Genomic DNA, 21,356 nt, shown 5'->3' on the forward strand with positions numbered 1-21,356 from the left:
AATGGTTGATCCGTTGGTTGATCCGTGTTGGTGGACGTTTAACCAAAACCATTGCCACAGAAAACAACCGTCCTATGTCTTTTTATGGAAAAGTAAACTTGATCAAAACCTTTGGTGATGATCAAGCAATCCATATTGATAAGGATTATAAACGTGACCCCTCAGGGACTTCCCTTGAAGGTGGGCTTGGTATTAGTGCACAATTGTCCACTAATCTCTCCCTTCATGGTGATGTGAGTTATCAACAAAAGCTGCAAAAAACCGGTATAAGTGGTGCAAGTTTTTCAGGCGGCATACGCTATCAGTTTTAAAGCAAGGCTGTAAAAACAGCCTATTCATTCTATTCCATTTAACAAAAAGGCAGCCAATAAGCTGCCTTTTTTATTCTTGACACTCTTTTATAAACCCTGCATCTTCCTTTATAAGACAACTCCCGCAGTCCTTGACTTTATCCCCTACCCTTTTTATCAAGGAAAAATATAAGGTATTTTTACCTAGAATACGTCAAAAGCTCAAAATAAAGTGGAGACCTTTTAATAAAAGAATAATTTCTAATAGAAATGCAATTTTATGAACCATAATCATCATTCATTTTAAAGCTTTCACCATGAAGCGCTGTATAGATTGCATCTTTCTACTTAAAATAGGCTTTTCGGCCTCTTCACACGTGCCCCGCGGCATATATTCTATTCGCGAATTTATCCATAAAGCTAAGAAAAATGCACTTTTAGACAAAAATTAGACAATAAACAGATAACAATATTTAAAAAGATAATAATAAAAAGCTCTTTCTTTGCCCCTTCTACGTTTATATCCCCCTATTCTTTCAATCAACGAGCTTATTACACCATCTATAAGGCTTCATTGACACTTTCCTGCACCGTTTTAGGTAAACAATTTTGAGAAAGCTCATCTCACTGAAAGAAAATGAAACAACTGTCAAAATCAGCATAAGGGAAATGAATTTTTTTAAATGTAATAGGATGCTACCAATCTTCAGATGATTCTGTGAAAGCAGTATCTATTTATTCTATTTTCTTTATTTTTTACAAACAGCACTCTCTTTCTAATAATTTATTAAATTGTAAGAATATCCAAGCTGATAAAATAGTAATAGGTTTAATTAATATTTCACATATATTCAATATATAACAATAAGTATAGTATCATTATATAACTAATATAAATTTAGCATTGTGATTTATATTTATTAAAAAAATAAATATTCTATCGCACACAAAAAACTGTAAAGTTTTTTATTATTTTTTAGCTATAATGCAAAAAACTAAATCCCTTGCAACTTTTGGCACAAAAAACATATCCAACGCAATTTATGAGAGACTTCATGGAAAAGATAGTAAAAAGATTATCGACGAATATTTAACAATAATGAGAAGAAAAACACAAATTACTGTCCCTAAAAATGCTTTTACGATTGTAAAACGGAAAGACCAAACCAGCGTAATCGAATGACTAAAAAGCATAATTATTATAACTATAAGGAATTTCATTAATTTATAAAGAGTGTTCCCTGTTTTCCCTGTTGAATGAGAGTCCCGAATATCGTAGGATTTTCTCATTTCAAACCTATTCCATGTTGAATCAATCAAAACCATATCCCTTACACATTACAAACGAGTGGGTCATATGGATAAAAAACTATTAAGAAAGACTAAAACTGCCTTTTTATCAGCCGTCTCAAATGCCAAGAGCTGTCGCAACAGTGAGGGTTGGCAAAGTGTGTAATGGATTCATTCTTTTATCAAGTGTAAAAGCGCCCACTGCTCCTTTCACCAGTATAGATGGAGCTCACGAGTTTTATCGTTATACCATTCACGAGCATCGGCGCAAAATGGGTGTGACGTACCTTGAGAGATCTCTCTTTAAGAAACGGTTTTCATATTAACTCTAGCCTTAAAGCGACTTAATAAAAGAGTATTGTAGAAAATGCTTCTAATCTTTTAAAGACTGGTCGATTTTTGCTTATCCAAGCCTCTGGGAAAATGACGAAAAACTTTTCAAGCATCCCAATAGCACCTCCCCCCAAAAATGGTTTGTCTTACAAATACACGCTAACTTGCTCTGCAGAATAAAACTATGAAAAACGAATATCAAGCAACATCTATTTAAGGATACGAATAAACATCACGAGGATTTTCGCTTACAACAAGGCATTTCTTAACGCTGGTTCTAGCACAAAACGACCAGACATCATACCGCAAACAACAAATCACTGATTTATAATATAGTTTACTTTTTTACATTTTGAATGAGAGTCTAAAACACCCTAAAACTCTCCTATTGCAAACCTGTTCCATGTTGAATCAATCAAAACTATGTCTCTGTGTACATCACGAGCAAAGCGTGGTGTATGAGCAAAATTATATAAGAAAGGCATAACTCTTATGAACCGTCTCCAAAAGGGGGACCCAAGAGCTATCATCGCAATATTGGGGGCTAGCAAAGTGTTTGATGATGCCGGCCTATTCCTTCATAAGCATAAAACCAAAATGAGAAAAAATCAAAGTTCCAGCAAATGATGGAGATCTATGAATTTACCATTATACCATTCATGAGCACCATTGCAAAATGAGCTATACTGCCTTAGGAAAATGAACTTTGGTGCCTTAAAAAGATCTTTTTGAAGAAAACCCGCAAATACCCCCCTCATCTCTTCCTCTTATAACCGATCTTCTCCTATCGCAAAGAAAATTGACTGAGATTTTCTGAGCGCCTAAAACAATCCATCTCAGCGCTATAGAGATTTTATAACAATTATCCTGAAGAGACAATTTTAAAATAGTATGCTTTATCATTGTGTTAGCATAAGCTTACTAAGCGAAGTTTTATGAAATCCATTATTACTGCTTTCTATGTCATGAAAAAATCTTTTCTGAAGCAAAACTTCAAATTATAAAGAATAGCACCATTATAATTTGTTTTGTTCTTTACATAAAAAACATAATGATATAAAGACACCTGTGTACTTGCACCATCAGGGGGATGAAGTAAGCATCAAAGGCAGACCAATATTAAAGGCATATCTATGTGTAAGAAATCTATTTATAAGAAAAATTTTTTGTTATGTACAATTGCTGGAACTTTGATTTTTTCTCATTTCGGTTCAACTTATGCAGATACACAACATCCTGAAATTATTCGTAAAATTAGCTTAGACAAAGAAAAAAAAGAGGCTTTTAAAAATGTTCTTATTCGTAATAGGGAGGCTGGAGTATCTGCGAGTGAGAAAGCAGCTGTCACAATTACAGAATCAACAATACACTCAGAATTGACTGCTTTTTCTGTGTCAAAAGGTGGACGCATTCACGCTAAAGGAATTAATGCGAATACACTGTATAAAGGTTTAGACACAAAAAACGGTATCATCCATATTGAAGATTCAACTATGGTCGTCCAGAAAGCAGGAGCTGCTGGTATCGTTATTTATGAAATCCCCAAAAATGATATAAAAGAAGGTGAAAATGTCGTTAATGAGATTAGCCTTACCAAGAGCAAACTACTTGTGAAAAACGGTGTGGGTATTAGAGGTCCTTACGGTTCAAAAGCTATAGCTCAAATTCATCTTAAAGATTCAGAAATTCGTGCTGATGTCTTATTGAGAAATAAAACAAAACGTAAATATTATGATGACGACACTCTTCCTGTCTCTCTTGTATTAAATGCTGACAATTCGATTCTAGAAGGAAGAGCAAGAACCTTAAAGGTAAATACAACAGCTCTTACTCTGAGCAATAACAGCAAGTGGTTTTTAAAGGTCAGTGAAGAGGATGTCGATACTGATTTTAATACTTTTAGCTTTACTCTCAGTGACCTTAAACAACGAGCACTTTCGACTGTTTCAGTCCTGAACCTTAATAATAGCTCTATTATATTTAATGCCCCGCATGACAATGTGAAACCTGCTTTAGGAAAGGGGCAATATCAAACCTTGAGTGTGGGGCGAACCGCTCAGGTTTATCAATCTCGAGAAAACATGGTCCCAACTGTAGAAAAGGCTTACAATGCAACGGGTAATGCGAATATCTATTTCAATATCGAATGGAGTGATGGTCTAGAAAAGGAACAGCAAAAAGCTGACCGCCTTCTTGTCCATGGTGATGTATCAGGAACCACAACAATCCATGTCAAAAACCTTTCAAAAAGTGAGAACTCACAAGCAGAAAATTCTGTTTCTTTAAACGCGCGTGGTCTTTCACTTATTCAAGTATCTGGAAAAGCAGATGAAGATTCCTTCAAGCTTGCCCATGGCTACACGACAATGAATGGATTGCCATACAAATATACACTCAATGCCTACGGACCAACATCAAACCGTGGGAAAGCAGATAGTGCGCAAAGTCATTTAGGCGACGTATCCCAAGAATCAGAAGAAAATACTCTCAAAGATTATACGAGCTACGTTATAAACGGGAATGCTCTTGAGGGTGTTTCGCAAAATGCGAAAGATGAATCCGCATCAAACCGTAGGGAAGCGGCTAGTGTGCATAGTCATTTAGATAAAAATGAGAATTTTTGGGATTTCCGCTTGCAAAATGCCACACTTGATAGTGAAGGAGAGATTAGAGCCCTTGTTCCCCAAGTAGCAAGCTATTTGGTGCTTCCTAATGCTCTATTTTCCGCTGGATTTGCTGATGTAAACAATCAAAATACACTGGTAAACAATATGCGGGCAACAGCTTTTGAAACAAAAGATAATAAAAACAAAGGAATCTCTTTATCTACTTATGGGAATAGGATGACACTGTCCTCTAGCCGTACTTCATTGCAATATGGCTATGGTGCGGATGTTTATTATAGCGCTTTACAAGCGGGTGTTACATTAGCAGCTCTAGAAGATCAAAACATGACAACCAATTTTGGTCTTTTAGGAAGCTACGGAAACTTGATTTTTACCCCAAAAGATATGGAGGGTGCGGACAGAAGTACATTGAATAAATGGTCACTTGCTGGATATAGTAATCTTCGCCATAGCAATGGTGTATACATCAATACATTCTTATCTTACGCAATTCTGAAGGGAGACATCACTACAGCGCTCATCGGAAAGACTGCAAATTTGGATAATACGAATACATTGAGTGCATCAGCAACTATCGGACAAGAACTAACAGATAGTGCTAAAAAATTGATCTTTGAGCCACAAGCACAACTAATTTATCAACGTCTCATGCTTGGCACTCTCACAGATATTGATAGCTTTAATGTGGATATGGGCACCCCTCGTCAATGGTTAGTACGTTTTGGTGGACGTTTGACGCAAACGATATTCCTTGCTGAAAAAGATTATGCCATTTCCTTCTATGGTAAACTGAACGTTATTAAAGCTTTTGGTGACGGTGGCACAATACAAATTGTTAAACCTTTTCACCTCGATTCTATGGGATCTTCTGTTGAAAGTGGGCTTGGTATGAATGCACAATTATCAAAAAATACCGTACTTCATGCTGATGCTAGTTATCAACATAAACTTCAAAGAGCCGGTGTATCTGGATTCCATATTTCTTGTAGAATGCAATATCGTTTTTAAAAATCTTTGTTTTTTATTTTAAATAATACACGCAGCGCTGAAATATCAATAGCGCTGTTTAATTTTGTACATTCTAAAATAATGTCATGCAAAATTATTAACTTGGTATCGAAAAGAAGAAAAGTATATCTTCTTGTTTATTGAATTTAAATATATAATGGGTCATTTATTCCCTATGTAAAAACTCTTTAGAACTTTCGTAGTAGAAAACTTTAAGAACAAACATTCTTGCAGGCTTCCTATTTCATAGCATTTATGAAACACGAGACTTATTAAGCAGACCTTTCTGCAATCCGTGTTCGCTGAGTGACACGTCCCCTTTTAAAAGATTTTCTCACATAAACTTTTAAATGATAGAGCATCATATAAAATATGTTTTGTTCTTTACATAAATATGTTTTGTTCTTTACATAAAAAACATAATGATATAAAGACACCTGTGTACTTGCGCCATCAGGGGGATGAAGTAAGCATCAAAGGCAGACAAATATTAAAGGCATATCTATGTGTAAGAAATCTATTTATAAGAAAAATTTTTTGTTATGTACAATTGCTGGAACTTTGATTTTTTCTCATTTCGGTTCAACTTATGCAGATACACAACCTCCTGAAACTTCTATAGTTATGGCACGTGCAATTGAAGGAGAAAAAAACACTTTTAATGATGTTTTTGTTCGCGGTGGGCATACGACAGGGCTTGCTACTGAAAAAAGCTTGACCGTTATTACAAATTCAACAATGCGTTCAGATGCAGTTTTGCTTACTGCAACCAAAGGAGGACGTATTGATGCTAGAGAGATTGTAGGAGAAGCAGAAACCCGCGGATTCGAAATTGGAAACGGTATTATTAATGTTGAAGATTCAGTCATCAACGTCTCTGGACATCATATGGGTTGGGGTATCCTTTTTGACTATATTCCAAGTGATCATATAGAAGAAGGCGAAAAAGTTGTTAATAAGGTCACTTTAACAGGCACAAAACTTCTTGTAAGAAATGGTGTCGGTATTGTAGGGCCATATTACTCAAAAGCGGTTGCCGAAGTTCATCTTAAAAATTCAGAAATTCGTTCTGATATGTTATTGAAAAATAGAACCGAAGATGACAAAGGTCCCAGCACAATTACATTAACCGCTGATCATTCGATTATGGAAGGAAGAGTAAAAACATTCCCGCAAAATACAACGATTTTTACTCTGAATAATAACAGCAAATGGTACTTAAAAATTAGTGAATTTGAAGCAGACAAAGAATTTGATTTAGCTAATCGATACCAGCTTGCGGATATTAATCAACGAGCACAGTCTTTCGTTTCAATCTTAAACCTTGATAGTAGTTCTATCGTCTTTAGTAAGCCGCACGTATTGGTAAATAACCGTTATCAAACCTTGCATGTAGGAAAGTACCCACAAAAAGAAGGACAAAACAGAAGCTCCAATGCAGCAGCAGTTTACAATGCAACAGGCAACGCAAGCATTTATTTTAATACCGAATGGAGTAATGGGCTTGCAAAAGAACAACAAAAAACTGACCGTGTTCTCGTTCATGGTGATGTTTCAGGCACCACAACGATCTATTTCAATAATCTTTCCAAGCCTGCAGAATCATTCGATAATGAAAAAGCAGGAGATTCAATTCCTTTGAATATGCGTGGGATCTCACTTGTTCAGGTTTCTGGACAAGCAAATGAAGATTCCTTCAAACTTGCCCATGGCTACACCACAATGGGGGGCTTACCTTATAAATATATACTCAATGGCTATGGAGCAACATCCAGCCATGGAAAAGCTGATAGGACACAAAGTCATTTAAGCGGAATATCGCAAGGATCAGAAGAGAAAGATGCACAAAATACCAATGCATCATCCTCTCAAAAAGAAAATAACGGACAAGCTCTCTTGGAAGAAAATGAAAATTTCTGGGATTTCCGCTTGCAAAATGCGACTCTCGATGATGAAGGGAAAATCAAAGCTCTTGTTCCTCAGGTGGCAAGCTATTTGATCATGCCTAACGCACTGTTTTCTTCTGGATTGGCTGATGTAAGCAATCAAAATACACTGTTAGATAATATGCACTCAACAGTTTTTGGATTAGAAGGTCATAAAAAGAAAGGAATTTTCTTATCAACTTATGGCAACAAGATAACGTTATCCTCCAGCCATAGTCCATTGGAATATAGTTATGGTGCGGATATTCGCTATGCTGCCTTACAAGCAGGCATGACATTAGCAACGTTAGAAAGTCAAGACATTACCGCAAATTTTGGTCTTTTAGGCACCTATGGAAAGCTCTCTTTTACGCCAAAGGATATGGAAGGTTCTGACAAAAGCACACTGGATAAATGGTCCTTGACGGCCTATGGGAATCTCCACCATGACGATGGTCTCTGTGTTAATGCCCTTTTCTCTTACGGCATTTTAAATGGACATATTACGACAGCTCTTATCGGCAACACCACAAAACTAGACAATACGAAGACATTGAATATATCGGCAACCGTTGGACAAAAACTAGCAACCAATGTTAAAGGATTAGCTTTTGAACCACAAGCGCAACTTATTTATCAACATATTGCTTTTGGCACGCTTTCAGATATTGATGGCTTCCAAGTTAATATAAAGACCCCCCAACAATGGTTGGTCCGTATTGGAGGACGTTTAACAAAAACAGTGCTTCCGATTGAAAGCGATCGTGTTCTTTCTTTTTATGGTAAATTGAACGTCATAAAAGCTTTTAATGAGAAAAGCACGATCGATATTGTTAAACCTTTCCATCTCGATTCTATGGAGACTTCCCTTGAAGGAGGGGTTGGCATTAACGCACAACTTTCCCAAAATATTGCCCTTCATGCTGACGTTAATTACCAACATAAACTCCAAAAAGCTGGGTTCTCTGGAGTTAATTTTTCCGGTGGAGCACGTTATCGCTTTTAGAAATCTCAGCTTTCTCTTTTGACACATAAGAAGCACTAACATGTAAATGGTTCTGCTTATTTTGGCACATTACAAAAAATTATTATGTGTCAAAAAGTTTTTCACTTTTTATCAAAAAAAAGAAAATATCTTAAGGAATATCTCTATGCATAAGAATTTTTTGTTATGTACAGCCGCTTGTGCTTTGTTTTTTTCTTCTTTTACCTTCACGTCTACCAGTACCGCCTCTAGCCTAAGCTCCCCAACACACCATACTCTTGAAGGAATTGACCAATTGAGAATAACAAATAATGCCTTACAAAAACAAAATAATACTACTACAAATGTTTTAGCAGATGCATCGTATTTTGATGCGCTCCAGCAAAATAATTCAAACACCGATGGAATAACAAATGTAGAGAGAAAAAGCGCCTCTCTTGCACATAAAGAGAATAAACACTCTGTTATTAATTCCAGCACCAGAAAAAAACGCGCGAGTGATCAATTACCGTCCACTGATGTTGTTTCACAATACCAGGACAATTTATCCTTAAGAACAGGTCATGAAATTACACAGCCTGAGTTAAATAAAGATATGCAATCTGATATTGATCCAGAAACGAATGCTGCTTCCGCAACATCACAAACGGCTCTTAACACATCCGCAGAAGCTCATGTAAACTTGCCTACAAAGAGTGATAGTACTCCCAGCGCTGATGCTAAGAGCACATATCCACTTACAGATTATAAAACAACCACAACTTCTTCTCTTGATGAAACAGCAAACAGGGAAAAGCTTACACCACAAATAGAAAGCTCTCCGGTCGCGCCTATTGCGATGTTTGCTGCTGGGCTTGCTGATGTCAACAATCAAAACATCTTGTTAGATAATATGCAAATAACAATGTTTGAACCCAAAGATTATCAAGAGAGAAGCATTTTCTTATCCACTTATGGCAGCAAAAACACGTTTTCCAGCATTAAGAACGTTCATACAAATATTCGCTATGCTGCATTGCAAGCAGGAGCAATATTAATAGCACTAAGAAATCAGAATATCAGCACAAATTTTGGTGTTTTTGGAGCATATGGGAAATTGTCTTTCGCTCCTAAAGATGCAGAAAGCTCTAATTTTGATTTTTCTGGAACATATGGGAATTTGTTTTTTGCTCCTAAAAATGCAGAAAGCTCTTATAAGAATATGTTCGATAAATGGTCACTCACAGCCTATGGAAATATCCATCATGACAGTGGCATCTATGCAAATGCATTTCTCTCTTATGGAATTTTTAAAGAAGATATGAGCGAAAATTCCCTCAAAATAAATAATAGTCAAATATTAGGAGCTGCTGCAATTGTTGGCCAAAAACTATTAACCAGTTTTGAAGGCGTCATTCTAGAACCCCAAGCACAACTTGTTTATCAGCGCCTCATACTTGGTTCTTCCTCAAATAAAAACTCTCCCGCAAATGAGAATAACTCTAAAATAAATATAGGCAAACCTGATCAATGGCTGGTCTGTATTGGTGGACGTTTAACGCAAAACAAAGGTCGTGCCCTTTCTTTCTACGGCAAACTTAATCTGATCAAAGCTTTTAGTAAAAATTTTAAGCTTGCTACTATGGGATATTCAGTTGAAGGTGGTTTTGGTATTCAGGCACACTTATCGCACAATATCGAACTTCATGGTGATTTCAGCTATCAACATAAATTAGAAAAAGTTGGTATCTCTGGAGTAAATATTTCCGCTGGAATACGCTATCACTTTTAAAAATATTTGTATTCTATCTTGAAATATAATGCATTCTCATTATATTTCATTATGTTTCTTACAAAAGAAACATAATGAAATATAAATTTTATATTCTATGAAAAGAGGGGAAATATTTTAGGAATACAACCATATGAAAAAAAGTTTCTTACTTTATACTATTTCTGGAGTTCTATTTTATTCTTCTACCAGCTTGTCTTATGCTGCTGGGGAAGTGGCTGGCACAACGGTGGATTCTTCCTCTTTACCCTCCACTGAGGATAAAAGTGATAACTCACCTCCCTCTACTCCACCTTCAGAACCTGGCTCCGCAGCGGCGTCCACATCCCCTGCTGTTCCTTCAACGGGTGTATCTGCACAGGCTCCTTCTGCAGGCACTTCTGAAAAAGCTCAAAAAACAGAGACACAAGCAGCTGAATCTCAAGCTTCCCAAAAAGCCACACAAAGCGATACTGTTACATCGACACAAAACTTATCAACAAAAATGACGGAAACAGTAGAGGAAAACTCAACAGACGAAACAGCAAAATCCCAAGAAGATACCCCTCCATCTTCAGAATCTAACCCCGCAGAAGTACCCGTATCCTCTCCTGATTCTTCGGATACATCTGTACAGTCTACTCCTAACAGCGATTCTGAACAAGCTGAAGTAAAAGAAGGTGTCAAATCTCCAGCTGTCCCTACAACCACACAAAACACTACTAGTACACAGACACAATCCTTATCAACAGACGTGTCTCCAACAACAGAGGAATCAACAGCAAAATCCAGAAGACGTGGTGCCCCCACCTCACCTACAGACTCTATTAATGAAAGCGCACCAGAGAGTCTTGCTAGATCTTCACAACCAGAAGAGACACAATCTTTATCCGATTTACAGCCAACACGTACAGAATCTGACTCGACAGAACTTAAATCACCAGAATCTGAACCGACAGAAGCGGAAAGTACAGGATCAGAAGAAGAGCCACCAGTGCCTAATGCTTCACAATCAATATCTGTAAGACCAGCAGATGGACAATCAGCATCACCAGAATCTGTAGAACCAGTGCCCGTGCAATCTGTATCTGCACAAAAAGTATCTGAAGAATCAGAGCTTGCAGAAATATCCCCCATAGAACAGCCTAAAAATCCAGAAAAAATCGAGGATATAGCGGATATAAGAGCTGGAATTGAGGTTGATAACGGTGGAACTATAACTTTGCATAACAAAAAAATTCAAGACAGAGATTTTGCTATTCATGCAGAGGGAAATAATTCAAAAATCCAAATGAACAGTGGAACCGTTGATGCCGGTTTTATTGCACTGAGTGTATCAAATGGTGGAAAGATTGATGCCACAGATATTACGGTAACAGCAGAAACAGTTGGTTTGCTCAATATAGAAGGAACAATCAATCTTCAAGATTCAAACGTAAAAATCACGGGAGAGCATGAAGCGAATGGTATTATTTTCCGAAATAATCTGCATCGTACACCTAGAAAACGGCATACACGCAATGCTGAAAGAAATGCCAACGTCGTTCAAGAACAAAGTATTACCAGTAACGTAAATCTAAAGAATACAAAGATTTTCGTTGACCATGGAATTGCTATCAACCTTTCTGGAACAAGCTTAAACGGTGTAGTCAGTCTTAAAAATTCAGAAATTCACGCCGACATTTTATTAAAAAATATAAAAAACGAAAATGAATCGACAAACACCCTTACACTGGTTTCAAGCCACTCTTCGTTAGAAGGCAGGGTAAGAACTTCTAAAGATAATAGAACAATTTTTGATCTAAAAGAGGGGACAAAATGGCACGTAAGGCCAAATAAAAATGCCGTAAATAATGATAATGTTTTAAATGACCATGCACAATTTGGTCTTGATGAAAAATCATTCTCTAATCTTTCCGTATTGCACCTTACAGACAGTGCTATTATGTTTGAAAAACCAGTGGAGGGACGTTACCAAACTTTGTTTATAGGGCCTAATCTTCTTCAAGAAAATGAGACAGCTCATACAGCAGCGGTTTATCAAGCAGAAGGTCTGGCAGAGATTTATGTTAACACTCAATGGGATCAACATTCTTCTATCACGAAACAACAAACCGATCGTCTTGTGATTAATGGAGATGTCTTAGGCAGTACTGTTGTTCACATCAATCTCCAAGAAACAGATAAAAAAATGACCGACAGCTCTTCTGTTTGGGGAGATCAGATGATGTCACTTCCTTTAGAAACCCATGGCATTTCAATCATTCAAGTTTCCGGACAAGCAAACGAAAATTCCTTCACGTTAGCAGGAAACTATATGACAATGGGTGGACAACCTTATAAATATGTACTCACAGCCTACAAACCTGGAACCTCTCATGAAAGCCAAAATCTTTTTGGCAAGAATAATGGTGATTTCTGGGATTTCCGCTTACAAAATGCCTACATTGATAAAGATAAAAAAGTTCGAGCGCTTTTACCACAAGTGGCAAACTATTTAACCCTGCCTAATGCTTTATTTTCTGCAGGATTTGCTGATGTAAACAACCAAAACACATTGTTAGACGCGATGCGAACAACAGTATTTGGAGCAGAAAATGATAAAAAGAATAATCTCTTTTTCTCTTCCTACGGCGAAAAAGTTACCTTATCTTCCAACCGCGGCCCGCTGCGCTATGGTTATGATGCTGATGTAGACTATGGCGCGTTACAACTGGGGATCATATTAGCTGCCTTAGAAAGCAAAGACATAAGCACACAGTTTGGTCTTTTAGGAACATACGGAAAACTTGCCTTTACACCCCAAAAGATGCAAGATTCTAAAAAAACAACGCTTGATAAATGGTCTCTTACCGCTTATAGCGGCATTCAACATAGCAATGGGATATATGTCAACGCTCTTCTTTCTTACGGAACGTTAAAAGGAAATATTACCACAGCTCTTGTTGGAAATGCCGCAAAATTGGATGGTACAGAGATCCTGAATATATCTGCGACCCTTGGACAGAAATTAACAACCAGTATAAAAGGGCTGGTCTTTGAACCGCAAGCGCAATTCATTTATCAAAATCTCATATTTGATATCTTCTCAGATGCCAATGGCTTAAAAGTAGACATGGGCAATCCACATCAATGGTTAGTTCGTTTTGGTGGACGTTTAACAAAAACGATCATGGCTAATGAAGAAAACAAAGCTGTTTCCTTCTATGGCAAAATGAATGTTATCAGAACTTTTGGTGATGGTGAAACCATAAAAATTGCTGATACCTTTCAACTTGACCCTACCGGCTCTTCAATTGAAGGGGGCGTGGGTGTGAATGCCTATTTTTCTCAAAATATCGTGCTGAATGGCGATATCAGCTATCGACAAAAACTGCAGAAAACTGGTGTATCAGGCACCAGTGTATCTGGCGGGATACGGTATTGTTTTTAAAGAAAAAGCACTTTTAACTTACATAAAATAAAAAAGCAGCATCAAGTGCTGCTTTTTTATTTAAACTTATATTTTTAGACTTCTCAACAATCATGATCTCAGTAAAATTAACCGATAATGATTTTTTTATATTAAATGAAAAAAACTAAATACCATCGCATTCTCTTATTTCTAATCTGCCCACCTTGACGCAATTAGAACTATTCGCTTGCACATCACAAGCAGAAACGTTGGTGTATGGATAAAAACAATTTAAGAAAAGTGTAAAAATGCTTCTTATGAAGCATAATACAAAGAGCATCTCAACATTGAAAATTGGCAAAGGAAAATGAATAATAAATTTACCAGCTTATCCCCTTCATATACAAAAAATAGCAGTTTTTTTACCATTCTTTTGTAGCACTCATAGAATCTGTATACACTTCACGAAGCGTCCTATACCATTCTATCAGCACCATTATGAAATGAATGTGAGCATGGAGAAAGTTCTCTTTAAAACAAACACATGAATTGACAATAACAAACCCATTTTATTTTGATATTTTATATTGCATGAGGCGTTTTCTCTCATGAAAATTCTTTTCTATCATCATGATGCCCAAACTACATCAAAAGGACAAAACAAGCCTTTTGGGGTATTAGTCAAAGACGCCATAAAGCCACACCATAAGAGGTTCCTTAACTTTAAAAACTAAAGCTTGTTGCTCCCTTTGTACAACGCAGATCTGATGTCATGATTTTGACAAGTGAATATTCAAAATTTGAAAAACAAACAGCCTCTCATAAAAAAAAAATCTATCCCGTTTTAAGAAAAACTATTTTTATTACCAAGCTCCTAAAATGACTTTATGAGTTAAAGGATGTTTAAATCGTATACGCAACGACCAATAAGGCCTTGAAAACCTGAAACCCTAACGTAAAAATGAACCCACTCTGTGGGTATCTCGGAATTCCGAGAGATTTTGCACTGTCCAAGTGCTTTTCAGCACTAAAAGAAGAATGCTGATTTCAGTTCAGTACCTTTAACGCCCAGAATACCAACGCGAGGGCGTTCGCAACCGGAGGGAAAACTGCAAACTCAAAATCTTCATTGGCTTCCCACACTGCACTCAATCATAGTAACTTATAACATAACAAAATAACGTCTCAGCCGCATAACAAAGGAGAAAACAAGTCATTTTGGTTATTGATTAAAAACAGCACCGTAAGAATGCCTTAAACTTAACAAGCACGTTTTTTCTTTTGTGAAAAACCAATCTGAAAACATAAGTTTAGTAAGTAAATATTCAAAACTTGAAAGGCAAACAGCTTCTCATTAAAAAGTCTATCCATTTTAAAAAACTATTTTTATTGCCAAGTTCCTAAAATTACTTTACACATTAGAAGATGTTTTTGGTCGCATACGCAACGACCAATAGGGCCTTGAAAACCTGAAACCCTAGCGTAAAAATGAACCCACTCTGTGGGTGTCCCGGAATTCCGGGAGATTTTGCACTGTCCAGGTGCTTTTCAGCACTAAAAGCAAAATGCTGACGAGAACTCAGTATTTTCAAGCTCCCGGAATACGCATAAGGGGGCGCTCGCAACCGGAGGAGAAAATGCAAACTCAAAATCTTAATATTGATCTTTTTGTTGGCAAAAAAATTCGTTTGAGACGAAAAATGTTGGGAATGTCTCAAAAAACATTAGGACAACACTTAAGAGTTAATTTTCAACAAATCCAGAAATATGAAAAAGGCTTAAATCGCGTGAGCGCAGGACGTTTAAAGGAAATTTCCGATATTTTGAATGTTCCTCTTGCCTTTTTTTACACTGATATTATCACAAAAGAAAATGCCCCGTACCATCATGAAGAAATTGCATCAAGTAAAGATGAGTTTTTGCTTTTAAAAAGTTTTAGAATACTTCCGTCTATCAAACAAAAAGCTATTTTAAACTTAATTTGTGATCAAAATTAAAAGGCTTTAAATGATCTCTATACTTGACTATTTTTTTCCCCTACCCCTGAATAACAAAGCACTGCAATTTATAAATAACGCGGTTTTTAGCACAAATTTTACTTAATTCATTTCATATGATATGAGGCGCAAAACTTTTTCTCTTTATATGTCTTTATGCTCTTCATAAACATCCCTAAAAATATCTAGAAACGCACTATAGCAATAGCGTTCTTTTTTCTCCTTAATTGCCTCGTTAGATCTATAAACATTCCAGCGCCTCATCGAGCAACTTCCTACTCTTGACAACTCCTATAACTCCGTCTCCTAAACGTCTCTTCACTTATCATTTGCTTAAATAAAATAATATATTGCTTGATCATCATACATCATCTTTTTTCTACTTTAATATCGAATATAATAAAATCCTCTCATCTTGGTAAATTAATCCAAATCACTTGTTTTCACATCACAAGCAAGGAGGTATAGGAGTAAAAAAGAATAAAATGCCCAAAAATCTCACGTGCCAAAAGCTATCACAGAAGGCTAACAAAGAGTATGACGATTCTGAGAAAGATGCCAACTTATACTTTTATAAACATCAAAATATGAACACAAAGGTGGTAGCACTCTTTTATATTATTTCCATGGGAGCTTTATACTTTCACGGACGCCGTCACATCACACACACGAGTTGCATCACAAACCGCCATCACAAAATAGAACGTTTGTAAAATGGGTGTAACGAGCCTTGAGAAATATTTCTTTAAAAAAGCCCGTACATTGGCAACATAAGTGTATTTTTTTTGAATCCTTCTGTTTTGCATAAGGAACGTTATCCCATTAAAAAACGCCATAAATAAAAACATGAAGAAATACATCCTCTTCACTATTTAGAAGGCAGCGCTTTCAATCAATGCTTTTGAAAACCGTAAAGCTAAAAGATGATGGGAAAAACACCCCCTTTACAGCTTTATAATTCCCCCCAATGAAGCTACATTCCCTTTTCAAATATTAACCCCAATAGAGAGGTGCTTGCTCCAATCTGGCATACAAAAGCTGGCAACAGAAGAAAAAATACTAAACCGCCTTAATCTTTATCTTAAAACCGCTTACACTGGGGCTCCACAGCGGTGCACCTCATATCCCCCAACTTTTAAAAACAGTGCCTCATCAGGCAGGCAATATCCATCACATTTCTGAAAAGATTCAATGTGTAAAACTTAATCACCACACTTTAAAGAAAGCTATTACATAAGGCATCATGGGATAATCTCATTACCCTTTTGCCCCCCTCTATAAACGAAAAAACGATGCGCCCTATCAACCTCGCCTTTAAAACAATATTCTGTAAATAATCTCAATACTCTTGAACAACTCGTCTTTTCTTAAAGCCTTCTTCCTACTTTGGCCTCCCCACAAACACGCGTATGTGCGCACATAACCCTAAAAAAAACCATCTTAAAGACTCTGCTTTACAGCAGAATGATAATTTAAATACCCAAACGCGCTTAAAACATACAAACTCAACAAACAAGCTCTTTATTCAAATCAATATTCTCACTCATCATTATAATGACATAGAACAGCTGATTATTAATCAAATTTAGATTATTCCTCTAATTCTTTCACAAGCCCAGAGAACTGCATAGCTTGCGAAAGATCATTGACTACACTTAAATGCGTTTGAAGTAACTCACTATTACGCTGTAATTTTTCTTGTAAATCAGACAGCAAATTTTCAACCTCATGTTCAATATCTTGGTTCATGTAGCGTTTCACATCACTCATAGATTTATTAAGATCACGCAAACCACGTATTTTACATAAATTTATTTCTTCGTAATCTGGAACACCACTGCTCTCTAGCATATTGCTTTCGTAATCAACCACTTGAGCTAATCCTTTAACAGCAGCGACAAATTTTGTCATCGCCCAATCACGATCAATAAGATTATTATCAAGAACTTTTGCTTTTGCTGCAAAACTATCATCACCATATTGCACTACAGACATTTTTATTTCCCCTTCAACCATATTATTCAATCTTGCTTTCAAATGAGGGAGATTAAACAGTTTTTCTTCAATGCTGCCACAGCCAATCGCACTCATAGTGCGAACATTGCTCAGATAACAGTACAATAACCCTTAAAAGCGTATACCTCGTCAACTTTCAACGCATTCTCTAAAATATTTCTTGCTTTGCTCAAAAACCCTTATTGCTGCTATACTAACTCACCACAACGCCATAAACTTAAATCTCAGCGCAGCAATATCGCAATTTTCAAAAAATTTTTCTGCTTATTTTACCCATTCTATCTTGTTGTTTTACCTATTCTCCCTTGTTGCCTATTTATCACCACCAAGCCTTCAATAAAAAAACAACGCTCTGGAGAAAACAACAATGCTCTGGCTATAACCTTGGCCACAAAAAACATCTACCAACAAGAACTTTCAACACACAAAGACCTAAAGCCCATTAAGTCAGCATTTTGTCGATAGCAGCATTTCACCCTCCATAACCTTATGGCTTTTCCTGGATCTGCGTACTCTCCTAACATCCCATAAGATGGCACTCTACAAGATCAGTTTGCATCCATTCAAAAAGACACACCCAACATCATGCTCTTTCTGCTTACATGCAACATTTTGCACAAACCACCAAAAGAATGCTCTTCTGAACAGATCAGCCGTAAAGCATTACTAAAAAAACACCTCACAGCAGCTCAATTTAATAAAAGCATTTCTGCTATAGCTACCAATTTCTTTTTTTGAATTATCATTCGCTTTTCTTTGCAATGAACGACTATATAAGATTTTTAAAACCTTTTCAAGCGTTTCTTAATCCATGCGTTCGCTAGGCTTTCAATCGCATATCACAGCACTTATTTTAAAGAAACAATCCCTCAAAGCCGATTTTTCATGGATTGATTTTGCACAAACCCATTTTGCACCGGTCCCATGAATGATATCATCATAAATCCTCCATGAAATGTATAAAATCCCTCTTTATGCTTAATAAAAAGAGCAAGCCGACACCATCACATACACAGTTCCCAATATTGCCCCTCTTGGCACTCGAGATGCTTCATAAGAAGTATTTTGCCTTTCTTGTGCAAGTTTCTGCTCTCCCTGCTTGTAACATTTAAAAAAATGGTTTTGGTTGATTGAATATAAAAAGACTTGAAATGAGAGAATCTTACGGTATTCAAATTGAATAACGCTTAACTCTCTTCTATTGCTATTTTCAAAATTTCACATCATCTTCCCTTAAGATTATTTCACTCCACAATGCATATTCACTCTTAAATATCGCTGCTTCACATGCGCTCTTAGCCTAAAAACAGGAAAAACAATCTGCTTAATAAAAGCATTTCTGCTATGGACTTCCTCTTATTTTCAATCTTCTAGCGGCTTTTCTGTTTCAAAATCATATGGGAGACTTAATTTATATAAATCAATATATTGATTTAGTAATTCTTTCTTTTTGTATGCTTGATAAAAAACTTAAAGAGCGCAAAATTATCGCATTTCCAATTATTCTATGTTGCATCAATTAAAATCACCTGCACATCACAAACAAAGCCTAAGGTGTAAATAACAATATACTGAAAGAAAAAAGCTTTTTATAAAACCTCTCAAAGAGCTAAAAGAGCTGTAAGAAACATTAAAGACAGGTATAGAATGATGCTTACTCTTTTATGAAACATAAAAACAGGAGCACGCTATCGTATACTATTTTCATGGAGGTCTAACCGTTATACCATGACCTTAAGAGACGTTTCTTTAAAGTAAGCGCATTAATATGCAACATAAGTATATTCCGTTTGGAACATTCCTTTTTTCATACAAAAGTATACTCAAAAAGCAACATGAACCAATTTTGTTATGAAAGAGAACGATCAGAAAGCGTGTTTAACTTCCCCACCACACGCCTTAAAGGACAAAAACCTTAACTCAATCTGCTCTGTACACAACCCGAATTTTTATCAAGCGAGCTCCTCTTGACTTCCTCCTTATGTGATCACTCAAACGAAAGGCTCAACAAACAAGCCTATGAATGTTCATAAAAAAGATACGCACACGCAATAAAAGACACTTAAACGTTTCAAGTAAAGTTTACATGCCCTATTAGCACCGTCAATAACCGTATTTTATGGCATAATAGGGTAAAAAGAGTTGAGCGCAGTACAAAAAACTACGAAATCAATATTTATTTTAAAGCTTTTCTTTATTAATGCCTTACAGTACTCCAATGCCTCAAGCCTTTATAAAAAAGAAAAGATTTTAAGCTTGTCGAATATGTTGTATTAGAATATATTACAGGCTGTAACATATTGTTATTCATAAAATCCCCTCTCAAAGAACAGAAAGAGGTCCTTATGGTTGATCTCGTAAAAGCCGCGATGCTTTATTCAACCTTGATTATCACCATCAATGCTTTTTTTGTTATTTTAATGCTGGGAATGGAGATATACTAAGCATATTCTCTGAGCTTTTTGTAAACTGTGCCAATGAGCATCTCAATTGTATATAAGGTCAAAGCAAAATTTTAATCCCTTCAGACAATCACCGCAAAATTTCAAATATCGTTTGCAAATCTTTTGGTGTTAAGCTCTACTTTTATATGCATTTTTAACCATTAGTTTTTGTCTTTTTACGCTCTTTTAAATCCCAACTTCATCCCTGCCTTAAAGGACGGATTTTTTCACCAGATCTAATCTGTAAACAATTTATCCTCTTAATCAAGCAGATTTCACTAAAACCTCCTCCTTCAAGGCATATCACAACCCTAAAGGGGTAATTGATGCTTATGATAAAAAGCACCACCATCTTGACATTTATGAAAAAGCAAGCCGCACACCATCATACATTCAGCCCCTCATGAGGCGACAACCCTTGTTAACTCTTGAGAGAAGTTTATAAAAGAAATTTATATTCTTTTCTACATTGTTTTTTATTCACAAGGGGCACCTTCGTTTTTGACGTGCAAAAAATATGGTTCTTCTTAGCTCAACCTAGAACAGGTTTGAAATGAAAGAAGCGATCATCAAAGCTCTCATTCAACATGAAAAAAATAAACACTTTTTACAAATTAAAGCATTGTTCAAATAATATTCACCAAACACTTAAGAACAAAAAATACTTCATACATAAAATTTACGCATGAGCGCCACCATCACTCAAAACGATCATGCGATGGCATAATTACGATAAAAAACACCCAAAAAAGCTGTGAAAACTCGCAAGAAAAAAAAATGAACAAGACGAAAGGATGGAATCAACGCCTCAAAGTTCCAGAAAAGCCGTCCTCGTATAACTCTCTCACCCCCTTAATTGATGTTATAATAGGCTCAAATAAACAGCAATTTTTTAAAAATAGTTTGAATATAAAACGATAATAAGTCCATTCAGAATGATTTTTTTACTCTCTTAAAAACAGAAAAAAGTAAATTCAAAACAGTTTTTTCCAAATTTTTCTGAAATGAACCGCAAAGCTTAAAGCCGTTATTAGTGTGATGAAATATTCATTTATGATAAACGCAAAAAAACTAAAAACATAGATTTTGTCTCATGTTTTATCATGCATGCAACAAAGACATTAAAAAATCAGCACACAGTTTGAAATAATTAGCAGCAACATACGGCAGCTCATTGGGATGCAGCAGTATCACAATTGAAAGCACTTTTCAACTGAATAGACGACAATATGGCATCGGCTTCCACAAAGAGTACAAACCGTAAAAGACGAGCTTTTGAAACCATCAAAAAGCTCTC

Annotated in this window: 7 protein-coding genes; 6 read left to right on the top strand and 1 reads right to left on the bottom strand. The window is 36.2% G+C overall.

The window, feature by feature from the left end:
• The 6 genes from CEV08_RS04765 to CEV08_RS04795 form a co-directional block, all read left to right on the top strand.
• Positions 1-311, top strand: a 311-nt coding sequence (locus CEV08_RS04765) for an autotransporter outer membrane beta-barrel domain-containing protein (protein ID WP_143434454.1), incomplete at its 5' end; no start/stop codon positions are given.
• Between the two features lie 2,735 nt (positions 312-3,046).
• On the top strand, positions 3,047-5,548 hold the full coding sequence (locus CEV08_RS04775) for an autotransporter outer membrane beta-barrel domain-containing protein (RefSeq protein ID WP_100130589.1): 2,502 nt from the start codon (positions 3,047-3,049) through the stop codon (positions 5,546-5,548).
• Between the two features lie 504 nt (positions 5,549-6,052).
• A complete protein-coding gene (locus tag CEV08_RS04780) occupies positions 6,053-8,479 on the top strand; it encodes an autotransporter outer membrane beta-barrel domain-containing protein (protein ID WP_100130590.1) in 2,427 nt (808 codons plus the stop codon).
• A gap of 145 nt (positions 8,480-8,624) precedes the next feature.
• On the top strand, positions 8,625-10,229 hold the full coding sequence (locus CEV08_RS04785; protein WP_100130615.1) for an autotransporter outer membrane beta-barrel domain-containing protein: 1,605 nt from the start codon (positions 8,625-8,627) through the stop codon (positions 10,227-10,229).
• A gap of 133 nt (positions 10,230-10,362) precedes the next feature.
• Positions 10,363-13,641, top strand: coding sequence for an autotransporter outer membrane beta-barrel domain-containing protein (locus CEV08_RS04790; protein WP_100130591.1), 3,279 nt, complete (start codon positions 10,363-10,365; stop codon positions 13,639-13,641).
• 1,598 nt (positions 13,642-15,239) lie between these two features.
• A complete protein-coding gene (locus tag CEV08_RS04795; RefSeq protein WP_100130592.1) occupies positions 15,240-15,599 on the top strand; it encodes a helix-turn-helix domain-containing protein in 360 nt (119 codons plus the stop codon).
• Positions 15,600-17,189: 1,590 nt separating this feature from the next.
• Here the strand turns inward: CEV08_RS04795 and CEV08_RS04805 are convergent.
• Positions 17,190-17,594 (bottom strand): flagellar protein FlgN, encoded by a 405-nt coding sequence (locus CEV08_RS04805; RefSeq protein ID WP_100130616.1) that lies wholly within the window; start codon positions 17,592-17,594, stop codon positions 17,190-17,192.
• Positions 17,595-21,356: the final 3,762 nt, after the last annotated feature.

It is taken from the genome of Bartonella tribocorum (assembly GCF_002778015.1).
Classification (GTDB): Bacteria; Pseudomonadota; Alphaproteobacteria; order Rhizobiales; family Rhizobiaceae; genus Bartonella; species Bartonella tribocorum_B.

What these genes read in the sequence shown, in the direction of transcription:
- CEV08_RS04775 (WP_100130589.1), top strand. Translation starts at nt 3,047, where the DNA reads ATGTGTAAGAAATCTATTTATAAGAAAAATTTTTTGTTATGTACAATT.
- CEV08_RS04780 (WP_100130590.1), top strand. Translation starts at nt 6,053, where the DNA reads ATGTGTAAGAAATCTATTTATAAGAAAAATTTTTTGTTATGTACAATT.
- CEV08_RS04785 (WP_100130615.1), top strand. Translation starts at nt 8,625, where the DNA reads ATGCATAAGAATTTTTTGTTATGTACAGCCGCTTGTGCTTTGTTTTTT.
- CEV08_RS04790 (WP_100130591.1), top strand. Translation starts at nt 10,363, where the DNA reads ATGAAAAAAAGTTTCTTACTTTATACTATTTCTGGAGTTCTATTTTAT.
- CEV08_RS04795 (WP_100130592.1), top strand. Translation starts at nt 15,240, where the DNA reads ATGCAAACTCAAAATCTTAATATTGATCTTTTTGTTGGCAAAAAAATT.
- CEV08_RS04805 (WP_100130616.1), bottom strand. Translation starts at nt 17,594, where the DNA reads ATGTCTGTAGTGCAATATGGTGATGATAGTTTTGCAGCAAAAGCAAAA.